This window comes from Streptomyces sp. HPF1205 (assembly GCF_020400825.1).
In the GTDB taxonomy this organism is placed as follows: Bacteria; Actinomycetota; Actinomycetes; order Streptomycetales; family Streptomycetaceae; genus Actinacidiphila.
Window position 1 is genome coordinate 1 of the sequence record NZ_JAINVH010000028.1, and the last position, 25,562, is coordinate 25,562.

The 25,562-nt window shown below is 74.6% G+C and carries 21 protein-coding genes; 13 read left to right on the forward strand and 8 right to left on the reverse strand.

The features are described 5' to 3' along the window. The 8 genes from K7G61_RS26360 to K7G61_RS26395 form a co-directional block, all read left to right on the forward strand. Positions 1–493: RICIN domain-containing protein (locus K7G61_RS26360; protein ID WP_225849484.1), on the forward strand; the 493-nt coding region annotated here is incomplete at its 5' end. A gap of 380 nt (positions 494–873) precedes the next feature. Continuing rightward, the gene (locus tag K7G61_RS26365) at positions 874–1,920 is read left to right on the forward strand and encodes a LacI family DNA-binding transcriptional regulator (RefSeq protein WP_225849485.1); all 1,047 of its coding nucleotides are present in this window, start codon (positions 874–876) and stop codon (positions 1,918–1,920) included. 533 nt (positions 1,921–2,453) lie between these two features. Continuing rightward, positions 2,454–3,848 carry an ATP-binding protein gene (locus K7G61_RS26370; protein WP_225849486.1) on the forward strand — a complete coding sequence of 465 codons (1,395 nt, stop codon included), beginning with the start codon at positions 2,454–2,456 and terminating at the stop codon, positions 3,846–3,848. After that, positions 3,845–4,279 (forward strand): roadblock/LC7 domain-containing protein, encoded by a 435-nt coding sequence (locus K7G61_RS26375; RefSeq protein ID WP_225849487.1) that lies wholly within the window; start codon positions 3,845–3,847, stop codon positions 4,277–4,279. The genes K7G61_RS26370 and K7G61_RS26375 overlap by 4 nt, the downstream gene beginning before the upstream one ends. Beyond that, a complete protein-coding gene (locus K7G61_RS26380) occupies positions 4,276–4,635 on the forward strand; it encodes a DUF742 domain-containing protein (RefSeq protein ID WP_225849488.1) in 360 nt (119 codons plus the stop codon). Before K7G61_RS26375 ends, K7G61_RS26380 begins: the two co-directional genes overlap by 4 nt. After that, the gene (locus tag K7G61_RS26385) at positions 4,613–5,224 is read left to right on the forward strand and encodes an ATP/GTP-binding protein (protein WP_225849489.1); all 612 of its coding nucleotides are present in this window, start codon (positions 4,613–4,615) and stop codon (positions 5,222–5,224) included. The genes K7G61_RS26380 and K7G61_RS26385 overlap by 23 nt, the downstream gene beginning before the upstream one ends. Next, on the forward strand, positions 5,221–6,648 hold the full coding sequence (locus tag K7G61_RS26390) for a cytochrome P450 (protein WP_225849490.1): 1,428 nt from the start codon (positions 5,221–5,223) through the stop codon (positions 6,646–6,648). Before K7G61_RS26385 ends, K7G61_RS26390 begins: the two co-directional genes overlap by 4 nt. Next, entirely contained in the window at positions 6,630–7,742 is a 1,113-nt protein-coding gene (locus K7G61_RS26395) for a cytochrome P450 (protein ID WP_225849569.1), read from the forward strand. The genes K7G61_RS26390 and K7G61_RS26395 overlap by 19 nt, the downstream gene beginning before the upstream one ends. A 61-nt stretch (positions 7,743–7,803) precedes the next feature. Here the strand turns inward: K7G61_RS26395 and K7G61_RS26400 are convergent, their stop codons facing one another. Beyond that, complete coding sequence (locus tag K7G61_RS26400) at positions 7,804–9,267, reverse strand: cytosine permease (protein WP_225849491.1); 1,464 nt, start codon at positions 9,265–9,267, stop codon at positions 7,804–7,806. Between the two features lie 329 nt (positions 9,268–9,596). On the opposite strand from K7G61_RS26400, the gene K7G61_RS26405 reads away from it, so the two are divergent. Next, entirely contained in the window at positions 9,597–10,340 is a 744-nt protein-coding gene (locus K7G61_RS26405; protein ID WP_308190709.1) for a Crp/Fnr family transcriptional regulator, read from the forward strand. Between the two features lie 95 nt (positions 10,341–10,435). Here K7G61_RS26405 and K7G61_RS26410 read toward each other — a convergent pair whose 3' ends face one another. The 6 genes from K7G61_RS26410 to K7G61_RS26435 form a co-directional block, all read right to left on the reverse strand. After that, positions 10,436–12,226, reverse strand: coding sequence for a hypothetical protein (locus K7G61_RS26410; protein ID WP_225849492.1), 1,791 nt, complete (start codon positions 12,224–12,226; stop codon positions 10,436–10,438). Further along, positions 12,190–13,413 carry a protein phosphatase 2C domain-containing protein gene (locus K7G61_RS26415; RefSeq protein WP_225849493.1) on the reverse strand — a complete coding sequence of 408 codons (1,224 nt, stop codon included), beginning with the start codon at positions 13,411–13,413 and terminating at the stop codon, positions 12,190–12,192. Before K7G61_RS26415 ends, K7G61_RS26410 begins: the two co-directional genes overlap by 37 nt. 1 nt (position 13,414) lies before the next feature. Then, positions 13,415–14,089: a hypothetical protein gene (locus K7G61_RS26420; protein WP_225849494.1), complete on the reverse strand. Its 675-nt coding sequence runs from the start codon at positions 14,087–14,089 to the stop codon at positions 13,415–13,417. A 37-nt stretch (positions 14,090–14,126) separates the two neighbouring features. Then, complete coding sequence (locus tag K7G61_RS26425; RefSeq protein ID WP_225849495.1) at positions 14,127–15,875, reverse strand: hypothetical protein; 1,749 nt, start codon at positions 15,873–15,875, stop codon at positions 14,127–14,129. Position 15,876: 1 nt separating this feature from the next. Next, complete coding sequence (locus K7G61_RS26430; protein WP_225849496.1) at positions 15,877–18,267, reverse strand: hypothetical protein; 2,391 nt, start codon at positions 18,265–18,267, stop codon at positions 15,877–15,879. Between the two features lie 89 nt (positions 18,268–18,356). Beyond that, the gene (locus K7G61_RS26435; protein ID WP_225849497.1) at positions 18,357–19,157 is read right to left on the reverse strand and encodes a hypothetical protein; all 801 of its coding nucleotides are present in this window, start codon (positions 19,155–19,157) and stop codon (positions 18,357–18,359) included. Positions 19,158–19,551: 394 nt separating this feature from the next. On the opposite strand from K7G61_RS26435, the gene efeU reads away from it, so the two are divergent. From efeU to K7G61_RS26450, 3 genes are all read left to right on the forward strand, one after another. Beyond that, positions 19,552–21,705, forward strand: coding sequence for an iron uptake transporter permease EfeU (efeU, locus tag K7G61_RS26440; RefSeq protein ID WP_225849498.1), 2,154 nt, complete (start codon positions 19,552–19,554; stop codon positions 21,703–21,705). A gap of 98 nt (positions 21,706–21,803) precedes the next feature. Next, entirely contained in the window at positions 21,804–23,117 is a 1,314-nt protein-coding gene (efeB, locus tag K7G61_RS26445) for an iron uptake transporter deferrochelatase/peroxidase subunit (RefSeq protein WP_225849499.1), read from the forward strand. Between the two features lie 130 nt (positions 23,118–23,247). Beyond that, positions 23,248–23,928, forward strand: a complete 681-nt coding sequence (locus K7G61_RS26450; RefSeq protein WP_225849500.1) for a hypothetical protein — start codon at positions 23,248–23,250, stop codon at positions 23,926–23,928. A gap of 32 nt (positions 23,929–23,960) precedes the next feature. Here the strand turns inward: K7G61_RS26450 and K7G61_RS26455 are convergent, their stop codons facing one another. After that, positions 23,961–24,407 (reverse strand): MarR family winged helix-turn-helix transcriptional regulator, encoded by a 447-nt coding sequence (locus K7G61_RS26455; protein ID WP_225849501.1) that lies wholly within the window; start codon positions 24,405–24,407, stop codon positions 23,961–23,963. Positions 24,408–24,550: 143 nt separating this feature from the next. Here K7G61_RS26455 and K7G61_RS26460 point away from each other — a divergent pair, with 143 nt between their 5' ends. Next, the gene (locus tag K7G61_RS26460; protein ID WP_225849502.1) at positions 24,551–25,558 is read left to right on the forward strand and encodes an NADP-dependent oxidoreductase; all 1,008 of its coding nucleotides are present in this window, start codon (positions 24,551–24,553) and stop codon (positions 25,556–25,558) included. Positions 25,559–25,562: the final 4 nt, after the last annotated feature.

A 25,562-nucleotide genomic window follows, 5' to 3' on the forward strand; every position in this document is an offset into this window, starting at 1 on the left:
CACCACCAGCGGCAGCACTGGCGGGACGACGACGGGCGGGACCACCGGCGGCACGGGCGGCGGCTCCCTGGACGGCAACTACCAGATCACCAACAAGAACAGCGGTCTGGCGCTCGACACCCAGAACGAGGCCACCGCTCAGGGCACGTTGGCCGACCAGGCCACCGGGAACAGCTCGGCCACCCAGACCTGGTCGCTGGTGTCCGCCGGATCCGGCCTGTACAAGATCCGCAACCAGGCGAGCGGTCTGGTGCTGGGCATCACCAACGAGAGCACCTCGGACGGCGGCACCGCGCTGATCTGGGGTGACAACGGCACGCCCGACCACCTGTGGCAGGTGGTGGCGGACGGCACCGGCTACTACAAGATCATCAACAACAACAGCCATCTGCTGCTGGGCGTGCAGAACATGAGCACCGCAGGCGGCGCCCAGGTCCTGCAGTGGGACGACAACGGCACTGCCGACCACCTCTGGAAGCTCAACCCGCGCTGAGCCCCCATGGACGCGCCGCCGGTTGCCTCCCTGGGCGCGGGGAGGCAGCCGGCGGCGCCACGCGTCACGGCCGGGGCGAGGGGCGGCGGGTCCGGCCGGGGCCGGGTCCGGGCCCGATCGGGGGACGGGGAATCCGGCTGCGCCGAGGCCGACGGGTCCGGCCGGGGCGGCGCCCGGTCCGGCCGGCCGCGCCCTGCCGCGCGGACGATCGGGCGGCAGGGGCGACCGGTTCCCTTCCCGCGGACCGGCGTGTCCGGCGGCACTACGCTGGGTCGCGGCGCGGAAGCAAACGGACATTCGGATGGACGGGGATGGCGGCGACTTCACGAGGCGGACCCGGCCCGGCCGTTCGCGGTCCGGCCGGCGACGGCAGGACCAAGGTGACGATCAGGGACGTCGCCGGCCGGGCCGGCGTCTCGGTCGCCACCGTCTCGCGGGTGCTGGCCGGGAACCACCCCACGTCCGCGGCGGCCCGCGCCAAGGTGCTGCGGGCGGTCAAGGACCTGGACTACGTCGTCGACGGGCGCGCCCGCGCGCTGGCCGGCACCGGGCCCAGGACGATCGCCGTGATCGTGCGGTCCGTCGACAGCCCCTTCCACGCCACCGTCGCCCAGGGCGTGGAGCAGGAGGCGGCGGCGCGCGGCCGGTTGTGCATGGTCTGCGGCCACGGCGGCGACGAGGCCCGCGAACTCGCGCTGGTCCAGATGATGCGCGAGCAGCGCGCCGAGTTCGTCGTCCTGGTCGACGGGGTCGTCGAGGACGAGCGCTACCGGGCCAGGCTGACCGAGTACGCCCGCGGGCTGGCCGCCGTCGGCTCCCGGCTGGTGCTGTGCGGACGCCCGGCCCCCGGCCCGCGGACGCCCGTCCTCGTGGTGGAGTACGACAACGAGGCCGGTGCGCACGCGGTGGTCAGCCACCTGCTGGCGGCCGGTCACCGTGACATCCTCTACCTCGGCCGGATGCCCGGCCACACCACGGTCGAGCAGCGCATCGCCGGCTACCGGCGGGCGCTGGCCGACCACGGCCTCGGCCCCGCGGCGGTCAGGACCGCCGGCCTCGGCCTGGGCCGCGCGCCCGGCTACAACGCCATGCGCGAGATACTGGCGGGCTGCGGCGGCCGGCCCGACTTCACCGCCGTGTTCGCCGGCGACGACCTGGCCGCGGCGGGCGCGATCGCCGCGATGCGCGAGGCCGGGCTGCGGGTGCCCGACGACGTCTCGGTCGTGGGCTACAACGACGACTGCGTCGCCCAGGACCTCAACCCCCCGCTGACCACCGTCAGCATCCCCGCCCACGAACTCGGCCGCGAGTCGGTCCGGCTCGCCCTGGCCGAGGAGGAGGCGGGCGGCGCGCGCGGCACCGTCCAGAACCGCCACCTGCTGGGCACGCACATCGTCGTCCGCTCGTCCGTGCGTCCCGTTCGCTGACCGCCGGCGTCGGCGGGCGCCGGCCGAAGCGGGCGCGGGCCGAGGCGGGCGCGGGCCGCCCGACCCGGCCGGGCGGGCATGTGCGCGTTCCGTGCTGATCCTGTGCCGTCGCGGTGACGGCCTGGGGGAACGCCGCGGTCATGTGACAGAGGCACATGCCGAAGTCGCGGCCGGGCGGCGAAGGCGGGGCGGGGGAGGGGCCGGTACCGGGGCCGGTGGCGGGGCGCTTTCTGCGGCTTGCTGACGCTTCGCCCCCCGACCGCACGCGAACGCCCGTGTGCGCACCGCAAATTGATCGAAATTGTGCTGACACTCCGTCTCACGCCGCTGCTGTCCGTGGCTAGGATGACGGGCACTCCCTGCCCATGGCGGGCACGGCGTCCGGTGACTTCTGGTGTCCGCACGCCGTGTTCCGGACCGGTCTGCCGGAAGGCGCGGGCTGCCCGATCGGCGCCGCCCGGGTGTCTCCTCCCTTGCGCCGGAGGCTTCGCCCCGCCCCGGCGCGGTCGCCGTTCTGCGTTCACGAGGATCCGATGACACGACACATACCGGAGGCGGTGTCCTGGTGTATTGCCGCCGGGGCGCTCGCGTGCCTGGTTCTGCTCATCCGTCAGCACCGGATAACCGCCGGCCTGCGCAAACGCCTCGCGGTCGCGGAGGCGGGCCTGCGCGACCGTGACGCCGAGGCCCGGCACCTGGTGGAGGCGCGGCTGACCGCGGTGACGGAGGGCCCCTACCAGCCGGTGCCCGGCCCGCTGGACGAGCGGCTGGCGCGAACGCCCTTCGGGCACAGCATGCAGCAGGCGGTGGACCTGTTCACCGGCGCCGCGCAGGCCGCGCGGACCCGCGCGGACCATTCCGCGAAGGCCGCGCTGAAGTCCTCGATGCGCGCGCTCCAGGCCCTGGCGAACGAGCAGCAGCTGTCCATCTCGGACATGCAGGACCGGCACGACAACCCCCACGTCCTGCAGGACCTGCTGGAGATCGACCACGCCAACGCGCAGTTCGGCCGCCGCGCCCAGGCCATCGCGGTCCTGTGCGGATCGTGGCCGGGCCGGCAGCGCGCCGCCTCCCCGCTGGTCGACGTGGTACGCGGGGCCACGTCGCGCATCCGCGACTACCGGCGGGTGGAGATCCAGCCCGGGCCCGAGGTCGACGTGGTCAGCCGGGCGGTGGAGCCGGTGGTGCTCGCGGTCGCCGAGCTGCTGGACAACGCGGCGCGCCACTCGCAGCCCAACACCACGGTGGAGGTGGGCTTCCGGCCCGCGCACAACGGGATGTCCGTGGTCATCGACGACGCCGGCGTCGGCATGGACGCCGGCGAGATCGAGGAGGCCGGGCGGCGCCTGTCCGGCGACGAGGACGTCGACATCAACCGGCTCGGCGACCCGCCGCAGTTCGGGTTCGCCGTCATCGGGGTGCTCGCCGCCCGGTACGGGTTCGGTGTCACCGTCGACTCCCGCTCGCCGTACGGGGGCGTACGGGCCGTGGTGTTCCTGCCGAAGTCGCTGCTGACGACGGCTTCCGCCCCGGCCGCCGCGGGGGCCGGGCGGCGGCGGGAGACCGCACCGGCCGCGGTGAGCAGCACCGCGTCCCTCGCGTCCGCCGCGCCGGTCGCCTCCGCCGCCTCCGCCGCGTCCCTCGCGTCCGAGTCCACCGCCTCCGCCGCGGCCCCCGAGGTCCCCGCCGAGGCCGCGGCCGGCGGCGTCACGGGGGCGACGGCCGGCGGGCTGCCCAGACGCCGCCGCCGGGCCGCAGCCGAGCCCGCGGCCGCCGCCGTACGGGAACGGGAACCGGCCGCGGCCGCGGGCGAGGCCCAGCAGGCCCGCCCGGCGTACGAGACGGCCACCCGCATGGGCGCGTTCGCCCGCGGCACGCGGAGCGGGCGCGCCGCAACCGATGACGACGAAGGGATCCCCCAGGAATGAACGACCACATGACCAACGAGCTGGGCTGGATGCTCGACGAGGTCCTGAAGGTCCCCGAGGCGCGCCACGCGATCCTGCTGTCCGCGGACGGGATGCTCCGGTCCCACTCGCAGGGCATCTCCCGCGACGAGGCCGAGCGGCAGGCGGCCGCGCTGTCGGGGCTGCAGTCGATCAGCCGCAGCACCGCCGAGTTCTGCGGCGAGGAGTCCTCGCCGTGGCAGCAGACCCTGGTGGAGTTCACCGACGGATACGTGTTCCTGGTCGCCGCGGGCACCGGCGCGTACCTGGCCGTGTCCGCGACCCAGCACGTCGACATGGAGACCGTCACCTACCGCATGCAGAAGCTGGTCGACCGGCTGGGCAAGGAACTGACCAGCCCGCCGCGCCACGACGCCGGCCACGGCCGGCCGGGTGCCGGCGTCTCGTCATGACCCCGCCGTACCGGCGCGAGCGCGGACTGGTCCGGCCGTACGTCGTCACCGACGGCCGGGCGCACCCGACGCGCAACACACTCGACCTGGTGACGCTCGTGACGTCGGCGGGCAGCCGCCCGGTGCACGGGCTCAGCCCGGAAAAGCGCAGGGTCGTGGAGCTGTGCCGGGGAGGCGCCCTGTCGCTCGCCGAGGTGGCCGGGCACCTGGCCCTGCCGATCAGCGTCACCAAGGTGCTGATCAGCGACCTGATCGACAGCAGCCACCTCACCGCCAGGGCCCCCGCCCCGCCGGCCCGACTCCCCGATCCCCGGATCCTGCAGGAGGTACTCGATGGGCTCCGCTCCCGTCTCTGATTCGCGTTATGTCCCGGACACCGTCAGGACCGCCGTGAAGATCCTGGTCGTCGGGCACTTCGCGGTCGGCAAGACGACGTTCGTCGGGACCCTGTCCGAGATCAGGCCGCTGCGCACCGAGGAGGTCATGACGCAGGCCGGGGCGCTCGTGGACGACCTGGCCGGCAGCCCGGACAAGACGACGACCACCGTTGCCATGGACTTCGGCCGCCTCACCCTCAGCCCGAGCCTGGTGCTCTACCTGTTCGGCGCCCCCGGCCAGAAGCGCTTCACCCAGCTGTGGAAGGACATGATGTACGGCGCGCTGGGCGCGCTGGTGCTCGCCGACACCCGGCGGCTCGACCAGTCCTTCGAGATCATGGGCCTGCTGGAGGAGTACGGCATGCCCTACGCGGTGGCCGTCAACCAGTTCGAGGGGGCGCCGGTCTTCCCCGAGGCCGAGATCCGCGAGGCCCTCGACCTGCTCCCGGAGACCCCCCTGGTCACCTGCGACGCCCGCGACGCCGGCTCGTCCACGAAGGCGCTGATCGCCCTCGTGGAGAACATCGGCACCCGAACCCGTACCGCACTCGCACAGGAGCACGCATGAGCACGACCCAGCCGGTCCAGGGCGCGGTGCCGCCCCCGGGATGCCCCGCGCACGAAGGCCACGCCGGCGGCTCCGGCCCGGAACCGCTGTACGGGCCCGCGTTCGCCGCCGACCCCGCGCGTACCTACGCCTCCTTGCGCCGGCAGGGGTCGATCGCCCGGGTGGAACTGGCCCCCGGCGTGCCGGCGTCGCTCGTCATCGGGTACGACACCGCGCTGGAGGTGCTGCGCAGCCCGGAGCGGTTCGCCAAGGACCCGCGCCGGTGGAAGGCGCTCGCCGACGGCACCGTGCCGCCGGACAGCCCCGTCGTACCGATGATGATGTACCGGCCGAACGCCCTGTTCACCGACGGCGACGAGCACGCCCGGCTGCGCGGCGCCATCACCGACAGCCTCGCCCGGATCGACCCCAACGCCCTGCGCGGCTACGTCGAGCACAGCGCGGACTCCCTCATCGACGAGTTCGGCCCGACGGGCGAGGCCGACCTGCGCGGCCAGTACGGCAGCGTGCTGCCGCTGCTGGTGTTCTGCCGGATGTACGGGTGCCCGCCGGACATCGGCGAGAAGCTGGTCGTCGGCATGTCGGGGATCTTCGCCGCCGACGAGAACTCGGAGGCCGCGAACGCGGTGCTCGCCGAGGGCATCGCCGAACTGGTCGCGCTCAAGCGGGCCAAGCCCAAGGCCGACGTGACCTCGTGGCTGATGGCGCACCCCGCGAAGCTGACCGACGAGGAGATGGGCCAGCAGCTCACCCTGCTGATGGGCGCGGGCACCGAGCCGCAGCAGAACCTCATCTGCAACACCCTGCGGCTGCTGCTGTCCGACGACCGGTTCGCCGGCGACCTGGCCGGCGGCAGCATGCCGGTCGAGGACGCGCTGGACGAGGTGCTGTGGAGCGAGTCGCCGATGGCGAACTACGCCGTCCACTACCCGGTGCACGACCTGGAGCTCGACGGCACGCGGCTGCGCGAGGGCGAGCCGGTCGTGATCAGCCTCGCGGCGGCCAACGCCGACCCCCGCCTGGCCGAGGAGCGGCACCGCGGCGGCAACCGCGCCCACCTGGCGTGGAGCGCGGGCCCGCACGCCTGCCCGGCCAAGAGCCCGGCCCGGCTGATCGCCGCGGTCGCCGTGGAGAAACTCCTGGACCGGCTGCCGGATGTGGAACTCGCCGTCGGGGTAGAGCAGTTGGAGTGGCGGCAGGGACCCTTCCACCGGGCACTGGCCGCCCTGCCGGTGCGCTTCCCCCCGGCCACCGTGCCCGCCGCCGCGACCGAGCCCTCTGGAGCCAGCTCATGGAACCCCAGCACCAGCCCGTCGTCATCGACCCCTCCGGTCGGGACATCCACGCAGAAGCAGCCCGTATCCGCGCCCTCGGACCCGCGGCACTGGTGGAGCTTCCTGGCAAGGTGGTGGCGTGGGCGGTAAGCGACCCGGGCCTGCTCAGGAAACTGCTCACCGACCCGCGGGTGTCCAAGGACCCCCGGCAGCACTGGGCCGCGTGGGCGAACGGCGAGATCACCCCTGACTGGCCGCTGTTCACCTGGGTCGCGGTCACCAACATGTTCACCGCGTACGGGGGCGACCACCGGCGGCTGCGCAAGCTCGTCGCCCCCGCCTTCTCCGCGCGCCGCATCGAGGCGCTGCGGCCGCGGATCGAGGCCATGGCGGCCGAACTCCTCGACGGCCTCGCCGCCTCGCCCGCGGGCGAGGCGGTGGACCTGCGCGAGGAGTACTGCTACCCGATACCGATCCAGGTGATCTGTGAGCTGTTCGGCGTCCACGACGAGGACACCCGGGCCGAACTGCGCGAACTGGTGGACAACATCTTCAACACCGCCATCACGCCCGAGGAGGCCGCGGCCACCTTCGCGCGGGTGCACGCCCTGCTGGTCGGCCTCGTCGAGCTCAAGCGCCGCAGCCCCGGCGACGACATGACCACCGAGCTGATCGCGGCAAGGGAGGAGGACGGCTCGCGGCTGTCGGAGCAGGAACTGGTCGACACCCTGCTGCTGATGATCAGCGCCGGCCACGAGACCACCGTCAACCTGCTGGACAACGCTGTCCACGCCCTGCTCACCCACCCGGACCAGCTCGACCTGGTCCGGGCCGGGAAGGCGTCCTGGAACGACGTGATCGAGGAGACGCTGCGGGTCGAGGCGCCGGTGGCCAGCCTGCCGCTGCGGTACGCGGTGGAGGACATCGAGAGCGACGGGGTGCGCATCGCCAAGGGCGAGGCGATCCTCGCCGCCTATGCCGCGGCCGGGCGCCACCCGGGGTTCCACGGCGAGGACGCCGACCGGTTCGACGTCCTGCGCGTCAACAAGGAGCACCTCGCCTTCGGGCACGGCGTCCACTTCTGCCTCGGCGCCCCCCTGGCCCGCATGGAGGCGGCCATCGCCCTGCCGGCCCTGTTCGCCCGCTTCCCCGGCCTGGCACTCGCCGCCCCGGCGGAGGGCCTGCGGCCGGTGGAGTCCTTCATCTCCAACGGCCACCGCGGCCTGCCGGTGCGCCTTTCCTGACCGCGCCGCCGCCGCCCGGTCCTGAAGGGCTGTCAGGACCGGGCGGCGAGGCCCCCGGGGATCAGGCCGGCGGCGGTACGGGCCGGCGCTCCGCCGTCTCCGGTCGCGCGTGGCCCGCCGCTGCGGCGGTGCCGGCCACTTCCGCGTCGACGTCGATGCGGCGGGTCAGCGCCCAGTAGAGCGCCGCCGAGACCGGCAGGCCGACGAACATCGAGATGTCGGCGCCGTGCAGCTTGTGCGCGAGGACACCGGTGTAGAGGGTGCCCACCGAGAAGAACGGCACCATGGCGCCGAATCCCACGAGGTAGGCGACGATGCCGTGCGCGCCCCACCGGCCGTAGATCCCGTGCGGCTTGAAGATCTCCTCGATGACGTACCGGCCGCGCCGGACCACGTAGTAGTCCATGAGGTTGACGGCCGTCCACGGGATGAAGAGGTAGAGCACCAGCAGCAGGAAGTCGTTGAAGTGGGTCAGGAAGTGGGAGGTGGAGGCGAGGGCGCCCACCAGGGACAGCGCGGCGGTGGCGCCGATCGTCACCGCCCGCAGCGGCAGGGTGGGCCGCACCCGGCGCAGCGAGTCGGCGGCGCTGATCAGGGTGAGCGAGCCGCCGTACATGTTGAGCGCCGTCACCGAGACCAGGCCGAGGGCGGCGAAGACCAGCACCACCGCGCCGAATCCGCTGAACACCTTGTCGCCGGCCGCGTTGATCGAGGTGATGGCGTCGAAGTCCTTGCCGCCCGCCCACGCGGCGAGCGCCGCGCCGAGCGTCATCAGCCAGATCCCGCCGACCGCCGAGCCGGCGTAGGTCCAGTAGAAGGTCTTGCGGACGGTGACGTCCGGCGGCAGGTAACGCGAGTAGTCCGAGACGTAGATGGCCCAGCTGATCTGGTAGCCCGCCACCACCCCGAACTGGCCCAGGAACGGCGTCCACTTGAAGGCGCCGAGGTCGAAGGAACCCGCCGGGTAGTGCAGCGTGACCAGGGCCCCGACCGTGAAGAGGCCGAAGACGGCGAGGAACGCGTAGGTCAGCACCTGCTCGGCCCGGTGGATCAGGTCGTAGCCGAACAGCGCGACCACGAAGGCCAGGGCGGTGGCCAGCACCACCCACCACTTCACCGGGCCGTGCGCGGTCTGCCGCATGGCCTGGCCGGCGAGGATGGTGTTGAAGACATTGAAGCCGGCGTACTGGACGTAGGCGAACAGCCACACCATCAGGGCGCCCACGTACCCGAACTGCGGCCGGGACTGGATCATCTGCGGCAGGCCGAGCTGCGGGCCCTGCGCGGAGTGGAAGGCCATGAAGAACGTGCCGGTGAGGGTGCCGGCCACGATGGCGATCAGCGACCAGATCAGGTTGCCGCCGCCGGTGATGCTGATCAGGCCGACGGCCAGGGTGGCGATCTGGGCGTTGGACATGAACCACAGGGGGCCGAGCTGCCACAGTCTGCCGTGGCGTTCGTCCAGGGGCACGTAGTCGATGGAGCGGACCTCGATGCCGGGCACTTTCGCATCTGTCGTCGCCATGACAAGACGATTTCCCCTCCGTCCACCTGGCCGAAACGCGCCGGTCGGCATCGTTTCGGCAAGGCCGGCGGCCGGATCGTGACGGCCCGTCACTCGTACGAGTGAACGGCGGCGTACGACGGGCTCGGCGACCGGCCCGGGACTAGCATGGGACGCCCTTGCGGCGGGCCGGCCGACGGTCCGCGGCACGGGAAGGCCGCAGGGGAGACCCGGGTACGGGTGGGGGAGGCAGTGCGATGGCGCACGGGACGGCGGGGGCCGCACGCGCACGGGGCTCATCGGCCGGGACGGGAGGAGCCGGAGCGGCCGGCTGACCGATGGGGCAGTGGGTGGCACGGCAGCCGGGCGACGACCGGGCGCCGGCCGAACAGGACTTCTGGTCCCTCCTGGACGAGCCCGCACGGCAGCGGGTGCGGGACGCCGCACACATACGGACCTTCGCCGCGCGCACGCACCTGGTGCGCCAGGACGAGGTCTCCGACCACGTGTTCGTCCTGCGGCGCGGCTGCGTGAAGGTCTACGCGGACACCGGGACCGGCTACCAGGCGGTGCTGGCGCTGCGCAACAGCGGCGACCTGCTCGGCGAGCAGGCGGGACTCGACCGGCAGCCGCGCTCCGCCTCCATAGCCGCTCTCATGGAGGTCGAGGCCCTGGTGATCACGGCCGGCCGGTTCAGCGCGCTGCTGCGGTCGGTGCCGGGCGTGGCCTTCGCCGTGCAGCAGGTGCTGTCCCGGCGGCTGCGCGAGGCCGACCGGCAGCGGGCGGCGGTCGGCTCGACCTCGGTCGACGCGCGCCTGGCCGCCCTCGTACTCGACCTCGGCGCCCGCTACGGCAGGCCCGCGCCCGGCCGGGCGGTGCGCATCGAGCTCCCCCTGTCCCAGGACGACCTGGCAGGACTCGTCCTCGGCTCGCGCCGGGCGGTGGCCCGCGCACTGGAGGAGTGGCGCGGGCTCGGGATACTCACCACCGGCCGCCAGACCCTGGAGCTGGCGCCGGGCGGCGAGGCCCAGTTGCGCCACCGGGCGGCCGGCGCGGCCTCCCGCCCCCCGGCCGCGGGCCCCGCGCACGGCTGACCGCCCGGACCACCGCCCCTGCGCCCGCACCCGCGCCGGCCCGCGCCGCCCCGTCCCGCGCCCGGACCGGTACGGGAGGCGGGTCCGCGCCCCGTTCACAACTCGTCCCAGGAGTACGTCGTCAGGCCGTACTGCCGGGCGATCGGGTTCCACTCGGCGACGAAGCGCTGCTTGGCGGCGGTGGCCCGGTCGCTGGCGGCCGTGGCGTCGGAGAAGCCGGGGGCGTTCGCCGTGGAGTCGGGGTCGCAGCCGTTCTCGTCGAGGCCGTTCGCCCACTGGTAGAAGGCGGCGTCCGCGTCGGCGGACGCCGTCCAGGCGTCGCTCAGGTCGGACAGGGCCTGCGCGCCGCCGTCCAGGTCGCTCACGTTCAGGCCGCTCACCTCGCTCACCAGTTGCGCGCGCTGGTCGTGCGCGGCGGAGAAGGTCGAGGCGGCGTCGGACAGCGAGGTGCCGTTCGTGCCGCAGCCCTGCACCGCCTGGACCGCGCTCTGCACGCCGCCGCGGGTGCCCGTCTCCTCCTGGAGCACCTTGTCCACGGCCGCGGCCTCGTCGGCGCCGGGGTCGCCGGCCGAGGGGGAGTCGCCCTGGTCGTCCGGCGTGGAGCCGCCCTGGTCGGAGCCGGAGGAGCCGGAGTCCCCGGGGTCCGTGGACGTGGCGGTGACGCCGGGGGCGGAGTCCGTGCCCGAGGCGGACGAGGAGCCGGAGGAGTGGGCGAGGTGGACGACGAACACGATCACCGCGACCAGGGCGACGAGCCACCCCACGACCGTGCCCGGCTTCACGCCCTTCCCACCCGGCTGCGGCACCGGCACCGGCCCGCCCCGCCCCGGCCCGGGGGCGCCTGCCCGCGGGGCGCCGGCCCGGGGCGCGCCCGCCGTGCCCGCGCCCGCTCCCGTACCCGCCGCCGACGTACCCGGGGCGGCTCCCGGCGCGGGGCCGGACGCCGTCCCCGGCGCCTTCCCGGGCGCGGCGTTCCGGGCCGCCGCCGGCCGCGAGGCCACCAGCGCCAGCGCCTCCTCCAGCCCGCTCTGCCACTCCCGCAGCGGGGGCCGTTCGGCCGGGGTGTCCGACAGGCCCAGCCGGGCGAGTTCGGCGAGCCGCGGGGAGACACCGGTCAGCGCGCCGGTGTCGCGGCCGTCCTGGTCGCCCATGAACAGCCGCACCGAGAGCAGGCTGTACTTGAACCGGTCGCTCGCCGGGGTGGCGAGCTCCTCGCCGGCCGGGATCTCCCAGCCCGGCGTCTCGGTCTGCTTCAGGACGCTGCGCCCGCGCAGCCGCATCGCGTCGCAGTCGATGAAGAAGCACGACGGCGTCGGCCGCAGCGTGAACAGCAGGTTGTTGGGGGACAGGTCGCCGACCGCCACGCCCAGCCGGTGCAGCCGGTCGAGCAGGTCGGCCAGATCCCGCAGGAGCAGCAGGCGCTGCCGGTCGGTGAGCGCGATGCCGACCCGGTTCAGGTACGGCGCCGGGTTGAGCAGGTACTGGAAACCGGCGATCACCGGCTTGTCCGGCTGGGTCGCCAGCCGGATCACGTACTCGTCGGGCACCTGACGCATCAGGAAGCCGAGCGCCCGGCCGCCGGAGTCCCCGACCAGCGCGGCCGGCCAGGCGCTGTGCTCGCACAGCCAGCGGCCGACGGCGGCCTCCAGCGACGGGACGAACCCCACCATCGCGTCGAGCGCGGCCATGTCGGCCGCGCGCAGCGACGTGGGGGAGTACTGCTTGTAGGCGATCGGCCATTCCTTGTTGATCAGGCGGTCCCTGATCGCCCACACCTCGCCCTGCCCGCCCTTGCCGAGCTGCCGTTCCCGGTCCAGGGAGGCGACGTCGACCGGTGGCGCCGTCCCGGTCACCGGTCCGGCCAGGTCAGCAGGTGGCGCGGCCACACGGCCAGCAGGGTCCGGTCGTCGTCGAACGTCTCGCGGGAGAAGTCCAGCAGATGGGCCAGGCCCCGCGCGGGCGGCGGATTGCGCAGATGGGTGTGGAACAGCCGGCCCACCGCGCCATGGCCGTCCCCGAGCGGGTCGCCGAAGCCGTCGGTGCCCACCAGCAGCACCGAACCGGGCGTCAGCTCCCTGCGGACCGCCCGCACCGGCGACGGCACCCGCGGCAGCGGGCTGACCTTGGAGGAGATCAGCGGGCCGCCGGCGGTGGTCTTGGTGGCCACCAGCGGCTCGTAGCGGCCGCTGCCGCGGTCCAGCAGCCAGGCGCCCGAGTCGCCCACCTGGACCAGCGACACCGACAGTACGCCGTGCTCACCGGCCCGTACCGTACCGGCCACCAGCGTGGTGGCGTACCGGCGTTCGGCTGTTTCGCTGTCGGCGAGGGTCGGCTCGCGGCCGCCCGCGACACGTGCCACGAGCTGGTACGCGGCCGAGTCGACCACGTGCTTCCAGTCCACCGCCGGCACCCCGGAGTCGAGCTGGCCGAGCAGGTCGTCCACCGCGCCGCGGCAGGCCAGCGCCGCGCCCAGGTACGACTGCTCGGCGGCCGACACGCCGTCGGCGACCGCGAACACCACCGTCCCGCTGGGCGCGTGGACCGCGACGGCCACGTCGTCCTCGCGCGGTGTGCCGCGGAAGCGGTGGGTGTAGCCGCGCACCGACGCCAGCCGCACGGTCACCAGGTCGGTCGACCACCCGTCGTGCACGGTGTCCGGCCGGTACAGCGCGGCGGTGGGCGGCCTCGGCTCGAAGCTCTCGCCCGGTTCGCCGACCGGGATCTCCGACCAGCCGTACGGGGAGGGGTCCGGGGCCCCGCGTCCGGCCGACCCGGGCCCCGACCCGGGCGCGGCAGCGGCATAGGGCGCGGGCGCGGCACTTGAGTCGGGCGCGGCATAGGGCGCGGGCGCGGCATACGAGTCGGGCGCGGCATAGGGCGCGGGCGCCGGATAGGAGGCGGGCGGGGGCGGCGCGGCCGGCCCCGGGCCGGGCGGCTCGGCGGGGAACACCTGGACCCCGGGCCGGGTGAGCTCCTCGCGCGAACCGACGCCCGCGGAGTCGGGCCAGTCGTTCACGTAGTCGCCCCACCACCGGTCGTCCCCGGTCGCACCCGTGTCGTGCGGCTGCGGCATCTCAGATCACATCGATCGCCATGGTGAAGCCCTCGGGCCGGTCGACGATGAGCTGCGCGTCGCCGGAGGCCAGGCTGCGGCCGGATTCCACCACGCTCTTGGTCAGCGAGGAGCAGAAGGTGGAGATGGACTGCCCCAGGTCGGTGCCGGGCACCGACACGAAGGCGAACTGCGGGTCGGTGGCCACGCTCAGGATGGTCGACGCCTCGGCGTCGCCGATCCCGCAGGAGATGATGTTCGGCGCGCCCTTGGTCACGGACCGGTCGGTCAGCTTGCGGTGGGCGCTTCGCCAGTCCTCGTTGTTGGGCACGCCGTCGCTCATGAAGAACACCGCGGGGCGGTGCACCTGGTAGCCCTCGGCCTTCAGCGTGGCGATGTCGTTCGGCAGCCGCTCCAGCAGCGCGGTGAACGCGGCCAGGTAGCTGGTGGTGCCGCGCGCGCTCAGCAGCGGCAGCTCGTTCTCGTGCCGCAGGTCGGCCAGCGCGAGGCGGACCACGACGTCGTCGGCGAAACCGAGTACGGAGAAGCGCACCTTGGCCGCCGCCATGGGCTCGCCGAGCAGAGTGGTGTGCAGCGACCTCAGCCCGGCGTTGAGGTCGTCGATGTGGCCGGCCATCGATCCCGATTCGTCGGCGAGCACGTAGACGGGGAGCAGGTTCCCGCGGTTGTCGAGCACTGGATGATCCTTTTCCTGGTGAGCGCGGGTGGGCGCGTCACCGCTCGGCCGCGGGCAGCAGGCCCTGCGGGCAGTCGGCGACGAGGTCGGGCCGGCCGGAGAGCACGCCCCTGCCCAGGTGCAGCAGCGTGGACTGCAGCAGCGCGGACAGCGGTGCGGTCTGGGCGGACGGGTGGGTGCCCGGGGCGGCCACGAAGGCGAGCCGGGGGCTGGAGGCGATGCGCAGCATGGTGCGGCCCTCGGCCGCGCCCAGGCCGCAGGCGACCACGGTCGGTGCGTAGCGGTGCGCGGCCAGCCGCTGCTGGGCCTGCGGCCACTGGGCGCCGTCCCGCGGCGTGGTGGTGGCGGCGAAGAACACCACCGGGCGGTGCACGGTCCCGCCGTCCCGCTTGAGCCGGTCCACGTCCTCGGGCAGCACGTCCAGCAGGCCCTCGAAGGCGGCGCCGAAGCGGCAGTCGCCGTGCGCCGGCAGGTGCGGCACGTTCGTGGCCCAGGCGAACCGGGTCAGCGGCAGCCGCATGTCCGGCTGCTCGCCGAAGCCCAGGACGCACACCCGCAGCGCCCCCGCCACGTCGGGGCTGGTGGCCAGCGCGGTGTGCAGCGACCGCAGGGCGTCGTTGAGGCCGTCGGTGAAGGGCGCGGCCTCCTGGGAGGTGTCGAACACCAGGTAGACCGGCATGGTCGCGGTACGGGGGCCGCCGCCGGCGAGCGCCCCGCCGGCCGCCGCGGCGCCCGCCGCCGTACCCGCCCCCGTACCGCCGCCGCTGTGGCCGGGCGTCACCGTGCCGCCCCACGAGACCGGGGCGGGCTGCGCGGGAGCGGAGCCGACCGCGGACGCGGCGGCCGGCGGCAGGCCGACCGGCGGCACCTGCTGGTTCAGCCCGCCCAGCACGCCCTCGCGCAGCAGCAGCAGGTCCGGGCTGCGCAGGATGTCCTTCTCCACCAGGAACTTGAACATCGCGTCGTGCCGCTGGACGCCCAGCTCGGCCCTGGCCACCTGGGTGGCCTCCCACTCGGTGAGCAGCTGCGTGGCGCGCACCGTGTCCTCGGGGTGCTGCACCAGGTGCCGCCGGATCAGCCCCTCGATGTTCAGCGGCATGCCCGCGAGCGCCGCCTCGCGCTGCCTGCCGCGCTGCAGCTCCCCCTCCTGGCGGATGTCCTCGATGGCCTGCCGGGAGCGTTCGGCCGCCGCCGCGCTGTCGTGCCGGTTCCTGCCGAGGGTGCGCTCGCGCTGGTCCCTGGCCAGCGTCCTGATGTACGCGCGGGCGTCCTCGTCCGGCTCCACGCCGACCGTGCACGAGAAGATGGTGATGCCCTCGGCGAGCCGCACCTCCTGGGCGAAGGCCCGGTTGATCTGCTCCTCGGCGCGGGCCGCCTCGTCGATCGCGAACCGGCGGGCGTACATGCGGATCGTCGGCACGACATAGCCGTAGACGACCGCCAGCGCGTCCGTGACGTTGCGGTGCACCACCTCCGCCGGGTCGTGCACCCGGAAGCCGATGTCGAAGGTCGCCTCGAAGCGGTGAGCCTGGTCGCTGCACGGCAGCGGGGTGTTGCGCAGGGCCGCCTTGCGACGGTGGTCGCTGAGGTCCACGGCGTAGCGCGTGCCGCCCTTGCCGCGCAGCTTGTCCCACAGCGTGGCCGGTGACCTGGTGCCGACGGTCAGCCGCCCGTCGGCGGTCCGGTGGACGATGGCCACGCTGCGGTGCTCGTCCCACCAGGCGGTCCGCTCCTGCGGCGGCACCGAGTCCACGTTGAGGATCAGGGGGAGCGTCGGCGTCGCCATCTCATACCTTCTCTCGTTCGAGCACCTTGCCCACCTCCCACGCGACGACGGGCAGCGGGGCGAGCTCGTCGCGGCCCGTCCAGTCCCGCGCGCACATCCGGACGATCGCGGCCGACCGCTGGTCGCCGTGCACGATGCCCGCCACCATCGCCATGAAGGTCTCGCGCAGCTTGTCGTCGGCCTCGGCCAGGCCCGCCCAGGTCCGCAGCACTCCCTGCGCCTGCTTGTTGAAGTACGCCTGCGACAGCGCCTCGCGCCACAGCACCAGCAGCGGCTCGCGCAACCCCGGCTGATCGGCCGTCAGGTACAGCAGGGCCGGCCAGCCGTCGCCGTCCGCCATGTCCGGCCGGGTGCCGTCGACCACCAGCGAGGACGCCACGATGAGGAAGGCCAGCAGGCAGGTCGGCCGGGCCGGCGGGTCGCCCGCGCCGGACCGCAGCACGCTCAGCACCAGCGGCGCCAGCGCGTGGTCGGCGGCGATCATGTCGGAGTAGCTGTCGCCGATCGCCACCGCGACCTTCATGTGGTCCACCACCGACAGCCGGGCCAGCGCGGCGATGTTCCGCCCGTGGCCGGCGGCCGGCCGGCCGAGTCCGTACACCCGGGCCGCCGTCGCCTGCCCCAGCGGGCGGGTGCGGTCGGCGAACCAGGAGTCGGTCAGCGCCTCGATCTCCGGCCGCAGCCCCGGATCCCGGCCGCCGGTGGCCAGCGCGTACCCGGCCGCCTCACGCAGCCGGAAGTCCTGGTGGAACGCCCAGTCCGACAGCAGCCCCTCGGTGAGGTACGGCAGCGACGTGCGCAGCAGCCCGCCGAGCGCCACCGCCGCGTACACCCGGACCTGCTCCGAGCGCTCCCGCACCAGGTCGCCGAACCAGTCGAGGAGCACGTCCTGGATCGCGTACTGCGACCAGAAGTGGGCGATGACCTGCCGCGGGTAGGCCGGGTCCTGGTACTCCAGGCACTGCGTGCGGTCCTGGCCCTGCGACCGCGTACCGGGACCGCCGACGCCGGCCGGCCGCGCCGTCACCGCGGTGCCGCGGGTGCGCCCGGCGCCCACCCCGTCGCCCGGGCCGCCCTGCCCGGCGCCCGAACCCGTGCCCCCGTTCCGGCCCGCCACCCGCCGGGCGTGCAGCCGCACCAGTAGCTTGCGCATCGGCAGCGCCAGCAGGTCCCGGGGCGCGACGGACTGGTAGCGGGGCTCGCCCGGCGCGGGTTCCGCCGGCGACAGGCCGGCGTCCATCCGGCGCAGCAGCGCGCGGGCGGCCGCTGCGATGTCGTCCTGCGGCAGCCCGTTGAGGACCGCGAGCGCGAGGGCGAAGGCGCGGACGAACGGATCGGTCAGCCCCTCCGCCCAGATCTCGAAGGTCTCCAGGCCCTGCCGGGCCAGCCGCTCGCGGATGCGTCCGGCGTCCAGGCCGCCGTACTGGTACTCGTCCGCCATGGCGGTGGCCAGATCGGCGGCGGCCTTGCACGACGTCCGCCCGTCCACCCGCTCGGCCAGCAGCTTCTCCACCTCGGGATCGGCCAGCAGCGCGGCGGCCTCCTGGGCGCCCAGCCGCCACGTCAGATAGCGCCGGACCAGGGCCCGCGGGGCGGGCGGCCGGGTCAGGTCCACCACGCCGGACAGCAGGTCGCTGTCGGCCAGATCGGTGTCGGCGACCGTGACGACCATGGTCGCGCCGGCCGCCATCAGCGCGGTCTGCAGCCGGTCGTGGATCTCCCCGCGCAGGTTCGCCGCGTCGGCCGGCCGGTCCAGCAGGAAGCCGGCGCCCGGTTCGATCCCGCTGCCGGTGTCGCCGGAGCCGGAGCCGGAGCCGCCGCCGGAGCCGCCGCCGGCCGCGTCCAGCCGATCGGCGAGCGAGCCGAGGCCGGCGCCGCTGTCCAGGTGGTAGACCGGGCCCCGGCACACGCCGATCAGCAGCCGCGCGGCCATGGCGGTCTTGCCGATGCCGGCCGGGCCGCGCAGGATGACGATCCGCTGCCGGCGCAGGGCGTCGCGGGCCTCGTCCGCGCCGGGCGCCTCCTCGTACGCGAACCGCACCCGCTCGGCCAGTACGGGTGACAGCGGCCACAGCCGTTCGGGCCCCTCGCCGAACAGGAAGACGTTCTTGTCCCGCCCGACCACGTCGCCGTCGACGTTGGCGTACGCGGCGCGCAGGTGCCCGTAGCGCTGCGAGCCGTGGCCCAGGCGGCCGGTGGCGGCGGTGGCGTCGTCACCGGGCCCGATCCGGTCGTCGGGCGGGGCGGACGGGTCGGCGTGCGGCGCGGCGGGAGCCCCGGGCGGCTGCGGCTGACCGTCCGGCTCGGGGCCGGACGCGGGGCCGGGGCCGGCGGCGGCAGGACCCGGGCCGCCGGGCGCGGGCTGCGGTCCCGCGGGGGGAGGACCCCCCACGGGAGCGGCGGCCGGGGCTGCCCCCTGCGGCCCCGCCGCCGCTCCCGCGCCCCCTGATCCCCCTGGCGGTGGCTGTGGTGCCGGGCTGCTCACCGGCGTTCCCCGCGGTGGATGGTGACGTTCTTGTCGTGGCCGACCACGTCGCCGCGGGCGACGCCGATGTGGAAGACCGGCCCCGCGGAGGCGGGGGAGGGCGCGGGCGCCGCCGCGCGGTCCGCGCCCTCCCGCGCGTCCGCCGCGGCGCCCGCGCCCGAGTCGGAGCCCCCTCCCGGCTCCAACCCGGGTTCGGCCGGCGGCGGTACGGGAGGCGCGCTGTAGCCGGGCACGGTCACCCAGGCGCCGACGCGCTCCCCATGCTTGGTACGGAAGCTCATCGGGGCGTACGCGGCCGGGTCGACACCGCGGTGGCCGTGGCGCACCACCCCCTCGTACACCGAGGAGGAGACGGCGAAGACCATGTGGCCCAGCTCGGCGGCGTGCAGTACGTCCCGCAGCGGCTGGGCGTCCACCAGGCGGCTCGCGGTGTTCACCGCGTCGCCGGACCAGCCGTACTCGTCGCGGGTCGCCAGCCCCTGATGCATCGCCAGCCGCAGCCGCAGCGCGTGCCGCGGACCGAAGTACGCGGCCTTCTCCCGCAGGCCTTCGTCCAGGGCCCGGACGAACGGCCCGGCCAGCCGCACGGGAGAGACCGTGGGCGGCACCAGCACGAGGACGCCGTCGCCCCGGTCCTCGGTCACCACGCCGTGGCCGTTCAGCCCGGCCTGCCCGAAGGCGGTGGTGAACACGTCGTACATGGCGGTGCGCAGGGACCGCTGGACCGGGTCCGAGCGGGTGCTGTACCGCTCCACGTCGAGCACCAGGATCCAGTGGTGCAGCGCTTCGGATGTCATCGAGCCTCTCCCCCGTGCTCCCCCGTGCTCCCCCCTGGGTTCGCCAGGGGGTCCCCGGCCGATCGCTCGGCTGGTCATGTCCTACGGCACCGCTCGCGGCCCGTCTACGCCAGATGGCGCACATCGCGGCGGCACCCGCTCACGTCCCCGCCCGGCGCGTCCGCGGGCGCCCCGCGCGACGCCCCGCGAAAGGCCCCGGGAAAGGCGCCGCGGAACGCCCCGCGCGGCGACAGCGCGCGTGCGAGGTGTGTGACATCGGTCCCATCGCGCCTGTCCTGGCCGAAAACGCCCCCCACCCCCGCCGTGCGTGGTTAGGTACGCCTAAGCTAAGTTGTCGATCGCGGCGCGGACGGCGGGCCGCCGACGACGGGGCGGGCCCGGGGAGGACAACGACATGTGGGACGACGCGTTTCCGAGCTTCCTGATCGGGCTCAGGGAAGGTCTCGAGGCCGGACTCATCGTCTCCATCCTCGTCGCCACCCTCGTGCGGGGTGACGCCAAGTCCCGGCTGCCGCAGGTCTGGACGGGCGTGCTGGCCGCCATCGCCCTGTCCATGAGCTTCGGCGCGATCCTCACCTTCACCGCCGCCAACCTGTCGCAGACCGCGCAGGAGGCCTTCGGCGGCACGCTGAGCGTCGTCGCCATCGCCTTCGTCACCGCGATGGTGTTCTGGATGCGCCGCTCGGCGCGCAACCTGTCCGGTGAGATCAGGGAGAAGGTCACCGCCGCGCTCGCCATGGGCGGGGGCATGCTCGTACTCACCTCCTTCCTCGCGGTGGGCCGCGAGGGGCTGGAGACCGCGCTGTTCCTGTGGACCACCGGCCGCGCGGCGGGCGAGTCCTCCGGGCCGCTGCTCGGCGCCGGGATCGGCCTGGTGCTGGCGGCCGGCCTGTGCTGGGGCCTGTACCGGCGGGTGCTGAGGATCAACCTCACCCGGTTCTTCACCGTCACCGGCATCGTCCTGATCGTCATCGCGTCCGGCGTCCTCGGCTACGGCCTGCGCGACCTCCAGGAAGGCGGCGTCCTGCCCGGCAAGGGCGCCTTCGCCTTCGACCTGAGCGCCCACGTCGACGCCGGATCCTGGTACGCCGCCCTCCTCCAGGGCGTCCTCAACCTCACCCCGCAGATGACCTGGCTCCAGGTCGCCGGCTACGTCCTCTACCTCGCGGTCGTGATGACCCTGTTCGTACGGGGGGTGCGCACGCCCGCGGCCAAGCCGGCACCCGCCGCGTCCCCCGAGGTCCGGGTCTCCCAGGAGGCGCCGGCGCGGGCGGAGGCGCCGGCGGCGGCCACCGCGGCGCGGGCGGCGGACGAGCCGGGAACGGACGCGGAGCCGACCCCCCGGGCCCCCGCCCCGACGCCGTCCGGCGACACCCGGACCGTACGGCGCCCGCGGCCCGCGTGGGTCGTCCCGGCCGCGGTGGTCGCCGTCCCGGCGCTGGCCGCGGGCCTGGTGGTGGCGTTCAGCGGCGGCAAGCCCGCGGCGGCGCAGACCGTGGCGGTCTCCGAGAAGGACTGCGGCAAGGGCTTCAAGGCGCCCGAGCCCGGCCGGCAGACCTTCCAGATGCGCAACACCGGCGACAAGGCGTCCGAGGTCTACCTCATCGACCCGTCGAGCAACGCCGTCTACGGGGAGATCGAGGGCCTGGCCCCCGGCACCACCCGCGACCTGGTGGCCACCGTCGGCAGCGGCACCTATGCCTGGCGCTGCGTGCCGACCGGCGGCCGGGCGGTCACCTCGGCGTCGGTGCGCGTCAGCGGCGGCGGCTCCACCAAGGCCGTGCTCCCGCTTGCCGAGTCCGAACTCCAGGCGCCGCTCGCGTCGTACAGGGCGTACGTGGACGCGGGACTCGCCACCCTGCAGGACCGGACGGCCGCGCTCCAGGCCGACCTCAGGGCCGGCGACCTGGCCGCCGCCCGCACCGACTGGCTGAGCGCGCACCTGACGTACTCCTCGCTGGGCGCGGCGTACGGGACCTTCGCCGACTTCGACGCGAAGATCGACGGACGCAAGGACGGCCTGCCCGGCGGCGTGTCCGACAAGGACTTCACCGGCTTCCACCGCATCGAATACGGCCTGTGGCACGGCCAGTCCGCCGCCGTCCTGCGGCCGTACGCCGACCGGCTCGCGGCCGACGTGACGGGCCTGCGCAAGGCGTTCCCCACCCAGGACTTCGACCCCTCGGACCTGCCGCTGCGCACGCACGAGATCCTGGAGAACACCCTCCAGTTCGAGCTGACCGGCGACACCGACGAGGGCAGCGGCACCAACCTGGCCACGGCGAACGCCAACCTGGCCGGTACCAAGGAACTGCTGTCCGTCCTGCGCCCGCTGATCACCGAGCGCGCCCCGCGGCAGCTCACCGCCGTCGACGCCGGCATCGACCGCCTCCAGGGCCTGCTGGACGCGGCCCACCGCGACGGCCGCTGGACTCCGGTCGGCTCCCTCGACCCGATGGCCAAGGCGAAGATCGACGGCGCCACCGGCCGGCTCCTGGAGGACCTCGCGCCGATCCCCGATCTGCTGGAGATCCGGAAGTCCGCCTGATGCCCGGCCGCGCGACCCCCTCCCGCCCGGACGACCGACCCGCCCGTAACGACCGACCTGACCGTAACGACCACGACCACGACGAAGGGAACCCGCACATGTCCGCCGACTTCCGCCCCGAGGGCCACCCGGCACACGAGGGCCTGGGCGGCACCTGCCCGTTCGGCGCGGGCCGCAGGTCGTTCGTGAAGACGGCGCTGGGCGCGGGAGCCGGCGCGGCCGTGCTGGCCGGCGGCGGGGTGGCCCTGACCTCCGCGGCCGGCGGGAGCACCGCGCACGCCGAGGACTCCGGCGCCCGCGGCCAGGCGCCCGCGGTCGCCTTCCACGGCGCGCACCAGGCGGGCGTCACCACACCGGCGCCCTCGGCCGCGACCTTCGTGTCGTTCAACGTCATCGCGGACAACCGCGCGGAACTCGCCGACCTGTTCCGCACCATCACCGAGCGGGCCCGGTTCCTGACCGCGGGCGGCACCCCGGCGGACCTCGGCGTCGGCGCCCCGCCCTCCGACAACGGCATCCTCGGCCCGACCGTCCCCGCCGACGCCCTCACCGTCACCGTCGGCGTCGGCTCCTCCCTCTTCGACGACCGCTACGGGCTGGCCGCCGCCAAGCCGCGCCGCCTCGCCCCGATGCGCACCTTCCCGAACGACAACCTCGACCCGGCCGAGTGCCACGGCGACCTCAGCCTGCAGATCTGCGCCGGCAGCACCGACACCGTGCTGCACGCCCTGCGCGACATCGCCCGGCACACCCGCGGCGGCATGCAGATCAAGTGGCGCGTCGACGGCTTCCAGAACGCCCCGCGCCCGGCCGGCGCGCAGCGCAACCTGCTCGGCTTCAAGGACGGCATCGTCAACCCCGACGTCACGTCCTCGCGCGAGATGGACCGGCTGGTGTGGGTCAACGGCGCGCTGGGCGAGCCCGCGTGGGCCACCGGCGGCAGCTACCAGGTGATCCGGATCATCCGGATGCTCGTGGAGTTCTGGGACCGGGTCTCGCTGACCGAGCAGGAGAAGATGTTCGGCCGCCGCAAGGACACCGGCGCCCCCCTGGACGGCGCGAAGGAGACCGACACGCCGGACTACGCCAAGGACCCGCACGGCGACGCCATCCCGCTCGACGCGCACATCCGGATGGCCAACCCGCGTACCCCGGGGACCGCCGACTCCCGCATCCTGCGCCGGGGCTTCAACTACGACCGCGGTGTCGACTCCGTCGGCAACCTCGACATGGGCCTGGTCTTCTGCTGCTACCAGCAGGACGTGGTGCGGCAGTTCGAGGCCACCCAGACCCGGCTCATCGACGAGCCGCTGGTGGACTACATCTCCCCGACCGGCGGGGGCTACTTCTTCGTCCTGCCGGGCGTGCGGGACAAGAGCGACTGGCTCGGCCGCGGGCTGCTGGCCGGATAGTCCGGGAGGCGGCCGGCCGCGGCGCCCGGGCCACCCGGCCGGCGGCCCGCCGGAGTTACCGGGCAAAGCCGTGACAAGCGGAAACCCGGGGTTTTGCCGCGGCGCGCCCGTCCCCTAAGGTCCCTGCGTCATGGACTACTGCTACGCCTGCCGGCGCCACCTCAACGGCGCCTTCTCGTGCCCGGGCTGCGGGACGCCCGCGGACGAGCTCACGGCGCCCGGCGCGCCCGGCGCGGCGCGACCGGCGGCCGCCGGCGAGTCGCGGGCGCAAGGCGGCGGGGGAGCGTACGGCGGGGGAGCGTACGGCGGGGAAGCGTACGGCGAGGAGCCCGGCGGGCGGGCCGCCCAGCGGGAGAAGCGGCAGCGGGCACGGGCCCGCCGGGCCCGGCGCGGCCGCCACCGGGCGGCGGTGTTCGGGGTCGGCGCCGTCGCGGTGACCGGCGCCGTGGCCATGTTCTCGCTCGCGGCCCTGTCCGGCGGCGCCGGAGGCGGCGGTGTCCCTTCGCGCGGCGTGCCCGACCTCCCGCCGCCGCCCACCGGAACGGCCCCACCCGACGCCGGGGGAGCGCCCACGGCGGCGTCCGCCGGGCACCACCGGCCGCCGCACTCGGCCTCCCCCTCCCCGTCCGCCCCGCCGTCCGCCACGGCGACCGCGACCCGTACCCGCCGGCCCGCCCCGCCGCAACCGACCGCCACCGGCACGGTCCGGCCGCGGCCCACCACCGCGCCGCCCACCACCAGCGCGCCACCCTCGCCGACCCCGTCGCCGACCGCGACGCACTGCAAGCAGGTGCTGTGGTGGTGCCAGTAGCGGGCCGCCGCCGGTAGGCGCCGCCGCGCGGGTCAGTCCGCCGGCCGGGGGTCGATCACGCGTTTGAGCAGGTCCCGCAGCGCGCGCCGCTCGTGCTCGGACAGCGCGGCCAGCGGCTCGCGGGCGAAGTCCAGCGACTCGCGCAGCCGCGTCGCGGTGTCCCGCCCGGCGCCGGTCGCCACGGCCAGCTTGACCCGGCGGTCGGCGGGGTCGGACCGCCGCTCGGCCAGCCCCTGGGCCTCCAGCCGGTCGATGATCCCCGTCACGTTGGACGGCTCGCACTTCAGCCGCTCGGCGATCCGCCGCATCGGCATCGGCCCGCCCGACACCAGCGCCAGCACCCGGGCCTGCGCCCCGGTCAGGTGGTGCACCGCGGCCGCCGCGTCGTACTCCTGGTGGAAGCGCTGCACCATCGTGCCGATGAGGTCGACGACCTCGGCGGTCAGCGGGTCCATCCGGGGGGTCTCGCGCCCAGTCATGGGGACCAGGCTACTCGCTTACTTGACAGCATGAAACATCAAGGTTCATGGTTAATTAAGTATCTGAACCTTTTCGCGGTGCGGCCGGTCCGGTCGGGACGACGGGCCTCCTCGCGCCGCGCCCGGAAGGAGCGCGCCCGCTCATGCCCCGCAGCCGCGAATGGCACCTGACCGCCCGCCCGCAGGGCTGGCCGGTGCCCGACGACTTCGCCCTGGTCGAGACCGAGGTCCCCGAGCCGGGACCGGGCCGACTGCTGGTCCGCAACATGTACGTGTCGGTCGACCCGTACATGCGCGGCCGGATGAACGACGTGAAGTCGTACACCCCGCCGTATGAGCTGGGCAAGCCCATGCTCGGCGGCGCGGTCGGCCGGGTGGTGGCCTCGGGGGCCGAGGGCTTCGAGCCGGGGCAGTACGTGCTGCACGGCCTCGGCTGGCGGGAGTACGCCCTGGTGGACGCCGCTCACGCGGTGGCCGTCGACCCCGGCGCCGCCCCGCTGTCGGCCTACCTCGGCGTGCTCGGGATGACCGGGCTCACCGCCTACGCCGGCCTGCTGCGGATCGGGGAGTTCACCGAGGGCGAGACCGTGTTCGTCTCCGGCGCGGCGGGCGCGGTCGGCAGCCAAGCCGGGCAGATCGCCCGGCTCAAGGGCGCCGCCCGCGTCGTCGGCAGCGCTGGCTCGGACGAGAAGGCGGCGCTGCTGAAGGACGAGTACGGGTTCGACGCCGTCTTCAACTACAAGGACGGCCCCGTCGCCGAGCAGTTGGCGAAGGCGGCGCCCGACGGCATCGACGTGTACTTCGACAACGTCGGCGGCGAGCACTTGGAGGCGGCCATCGGCGCCCTGCGGCAGGGCGGCCGGGTGGCGATGTGCGGCGCCATCGCCCAGTACAACGCCACGAAGCCGACACCCGGTCCGCGCAACCTCGCGCTGGCCATCGGCAAGCGGCTCACCCTGCGGGGCTTCATCGTCGGCGACCACTACGACCTCCAGCCGGAGTTCGTCCGCGAGGTCGGCGGCTGGCTGCGCGAGGGCAGGCTGCGCTACCGCGAGACGGTGGTGACCGGGATCGAGAACACCCTCGACGCGTTCCTGGGCATGCTGCGCGGCGAGAACATCGGAAAGATGATCGTCGAACTCCCCGAGTGACGGC

Coding starts and splice junctions, on each gene's coding strand:
- K7G61_RS26370 (WP_225849486.1), top strand. CDS start 2,454: ATGACACGACACATACCGGAGGCGGTGTCCTGGTGTATTGCCGCCGGG.
- K7G61_RS26375 (WP_225849487.1), top strand. CDS start 3,845: ATGAACGACCACATGACCAACGAGCTGGGCTGGATGCTCGACGAGGTC.
- K7G61_RS26380 (WP_225849488.1), top strand. CDS start 4,276: ATGACCCCGCCGTACCGGCGCGAGCGCGGACTGGTCCGGCCGTACGTC.
- K7G61_RS26385 (WP_225849489.1), top strand. CDS start 4,613: ATGGGCTCCGCTCCCGTCTCTGATTCGCGTTATGTCCCGGACACCGTC.
- K7G61_RS26390 (WP_225849490.1), top strand. CDS start 5,221: ATGAGCACGACCCAGCCGGTCCAGGGCGCGGTGCCGCCCCCGGGATGC.
- K7G61_RS26400 (WP_225849491.1), bottom strand. CDS start 9,267: ATGGCGACGACAGATGCGAAAGTGCCCGGCATCGAGGTCCGCTCCATC.
- K7G61_RS26415 (WP_225849493.1), bottom strand. CDS start 13,413: ATGCCGCAGCCGCACGACACGGGTGCGACCGGGGACGACCGGTGGTGG.
- K7G61_RS26425 (WP_225849495.1), bottom strand. CDS start 15,875: ATGGCGACGCCGACGCTCCCCCTGATCCTCAACGTGGACTCGGTGCCG.
- K7G61_RS26435 (WP_225849497.1), bottom strand. CDS start 19,157: ATGACATCCGAAGCGCTGCACCACTGGATCCTGGTGCTCGACGTGGAG.
- efeU (WP_225849498.1), top strand. CDS start 19,552: ATGTGGGACGACGCGTTTCCGAGCTTCCTGATCGGGCTCAGGGAAGGT.
- efeB (WP_225849499.1), top strand. CDS start 21,804: ATGTCCGCCGACTTCCGCCCCGAGGGCCACCCGGCACACGAGGGCCTG.
- K7G61_RS26450 (WP_225849500.1), top strand. CDS start 23,248: ATGGACTACTGCTACGCCTGCCGGCGCCACCTCAACGGCGCCTTCTCG.
- K7G61_RS26455 (WP_225849501.1), bottom strand. CDS start 24,407: ATGACTGGGCGCGAGACCCCCCGGATGGACCCGCTGACCGCCGAGGTC.
- K7G61_RS26460 (WP_225849502.1), top strand. CDS start 24,551: ATGCCCCGCAGCCGCGAATGGCACCTGACCGCCCGCCCGCAGGGCTGG.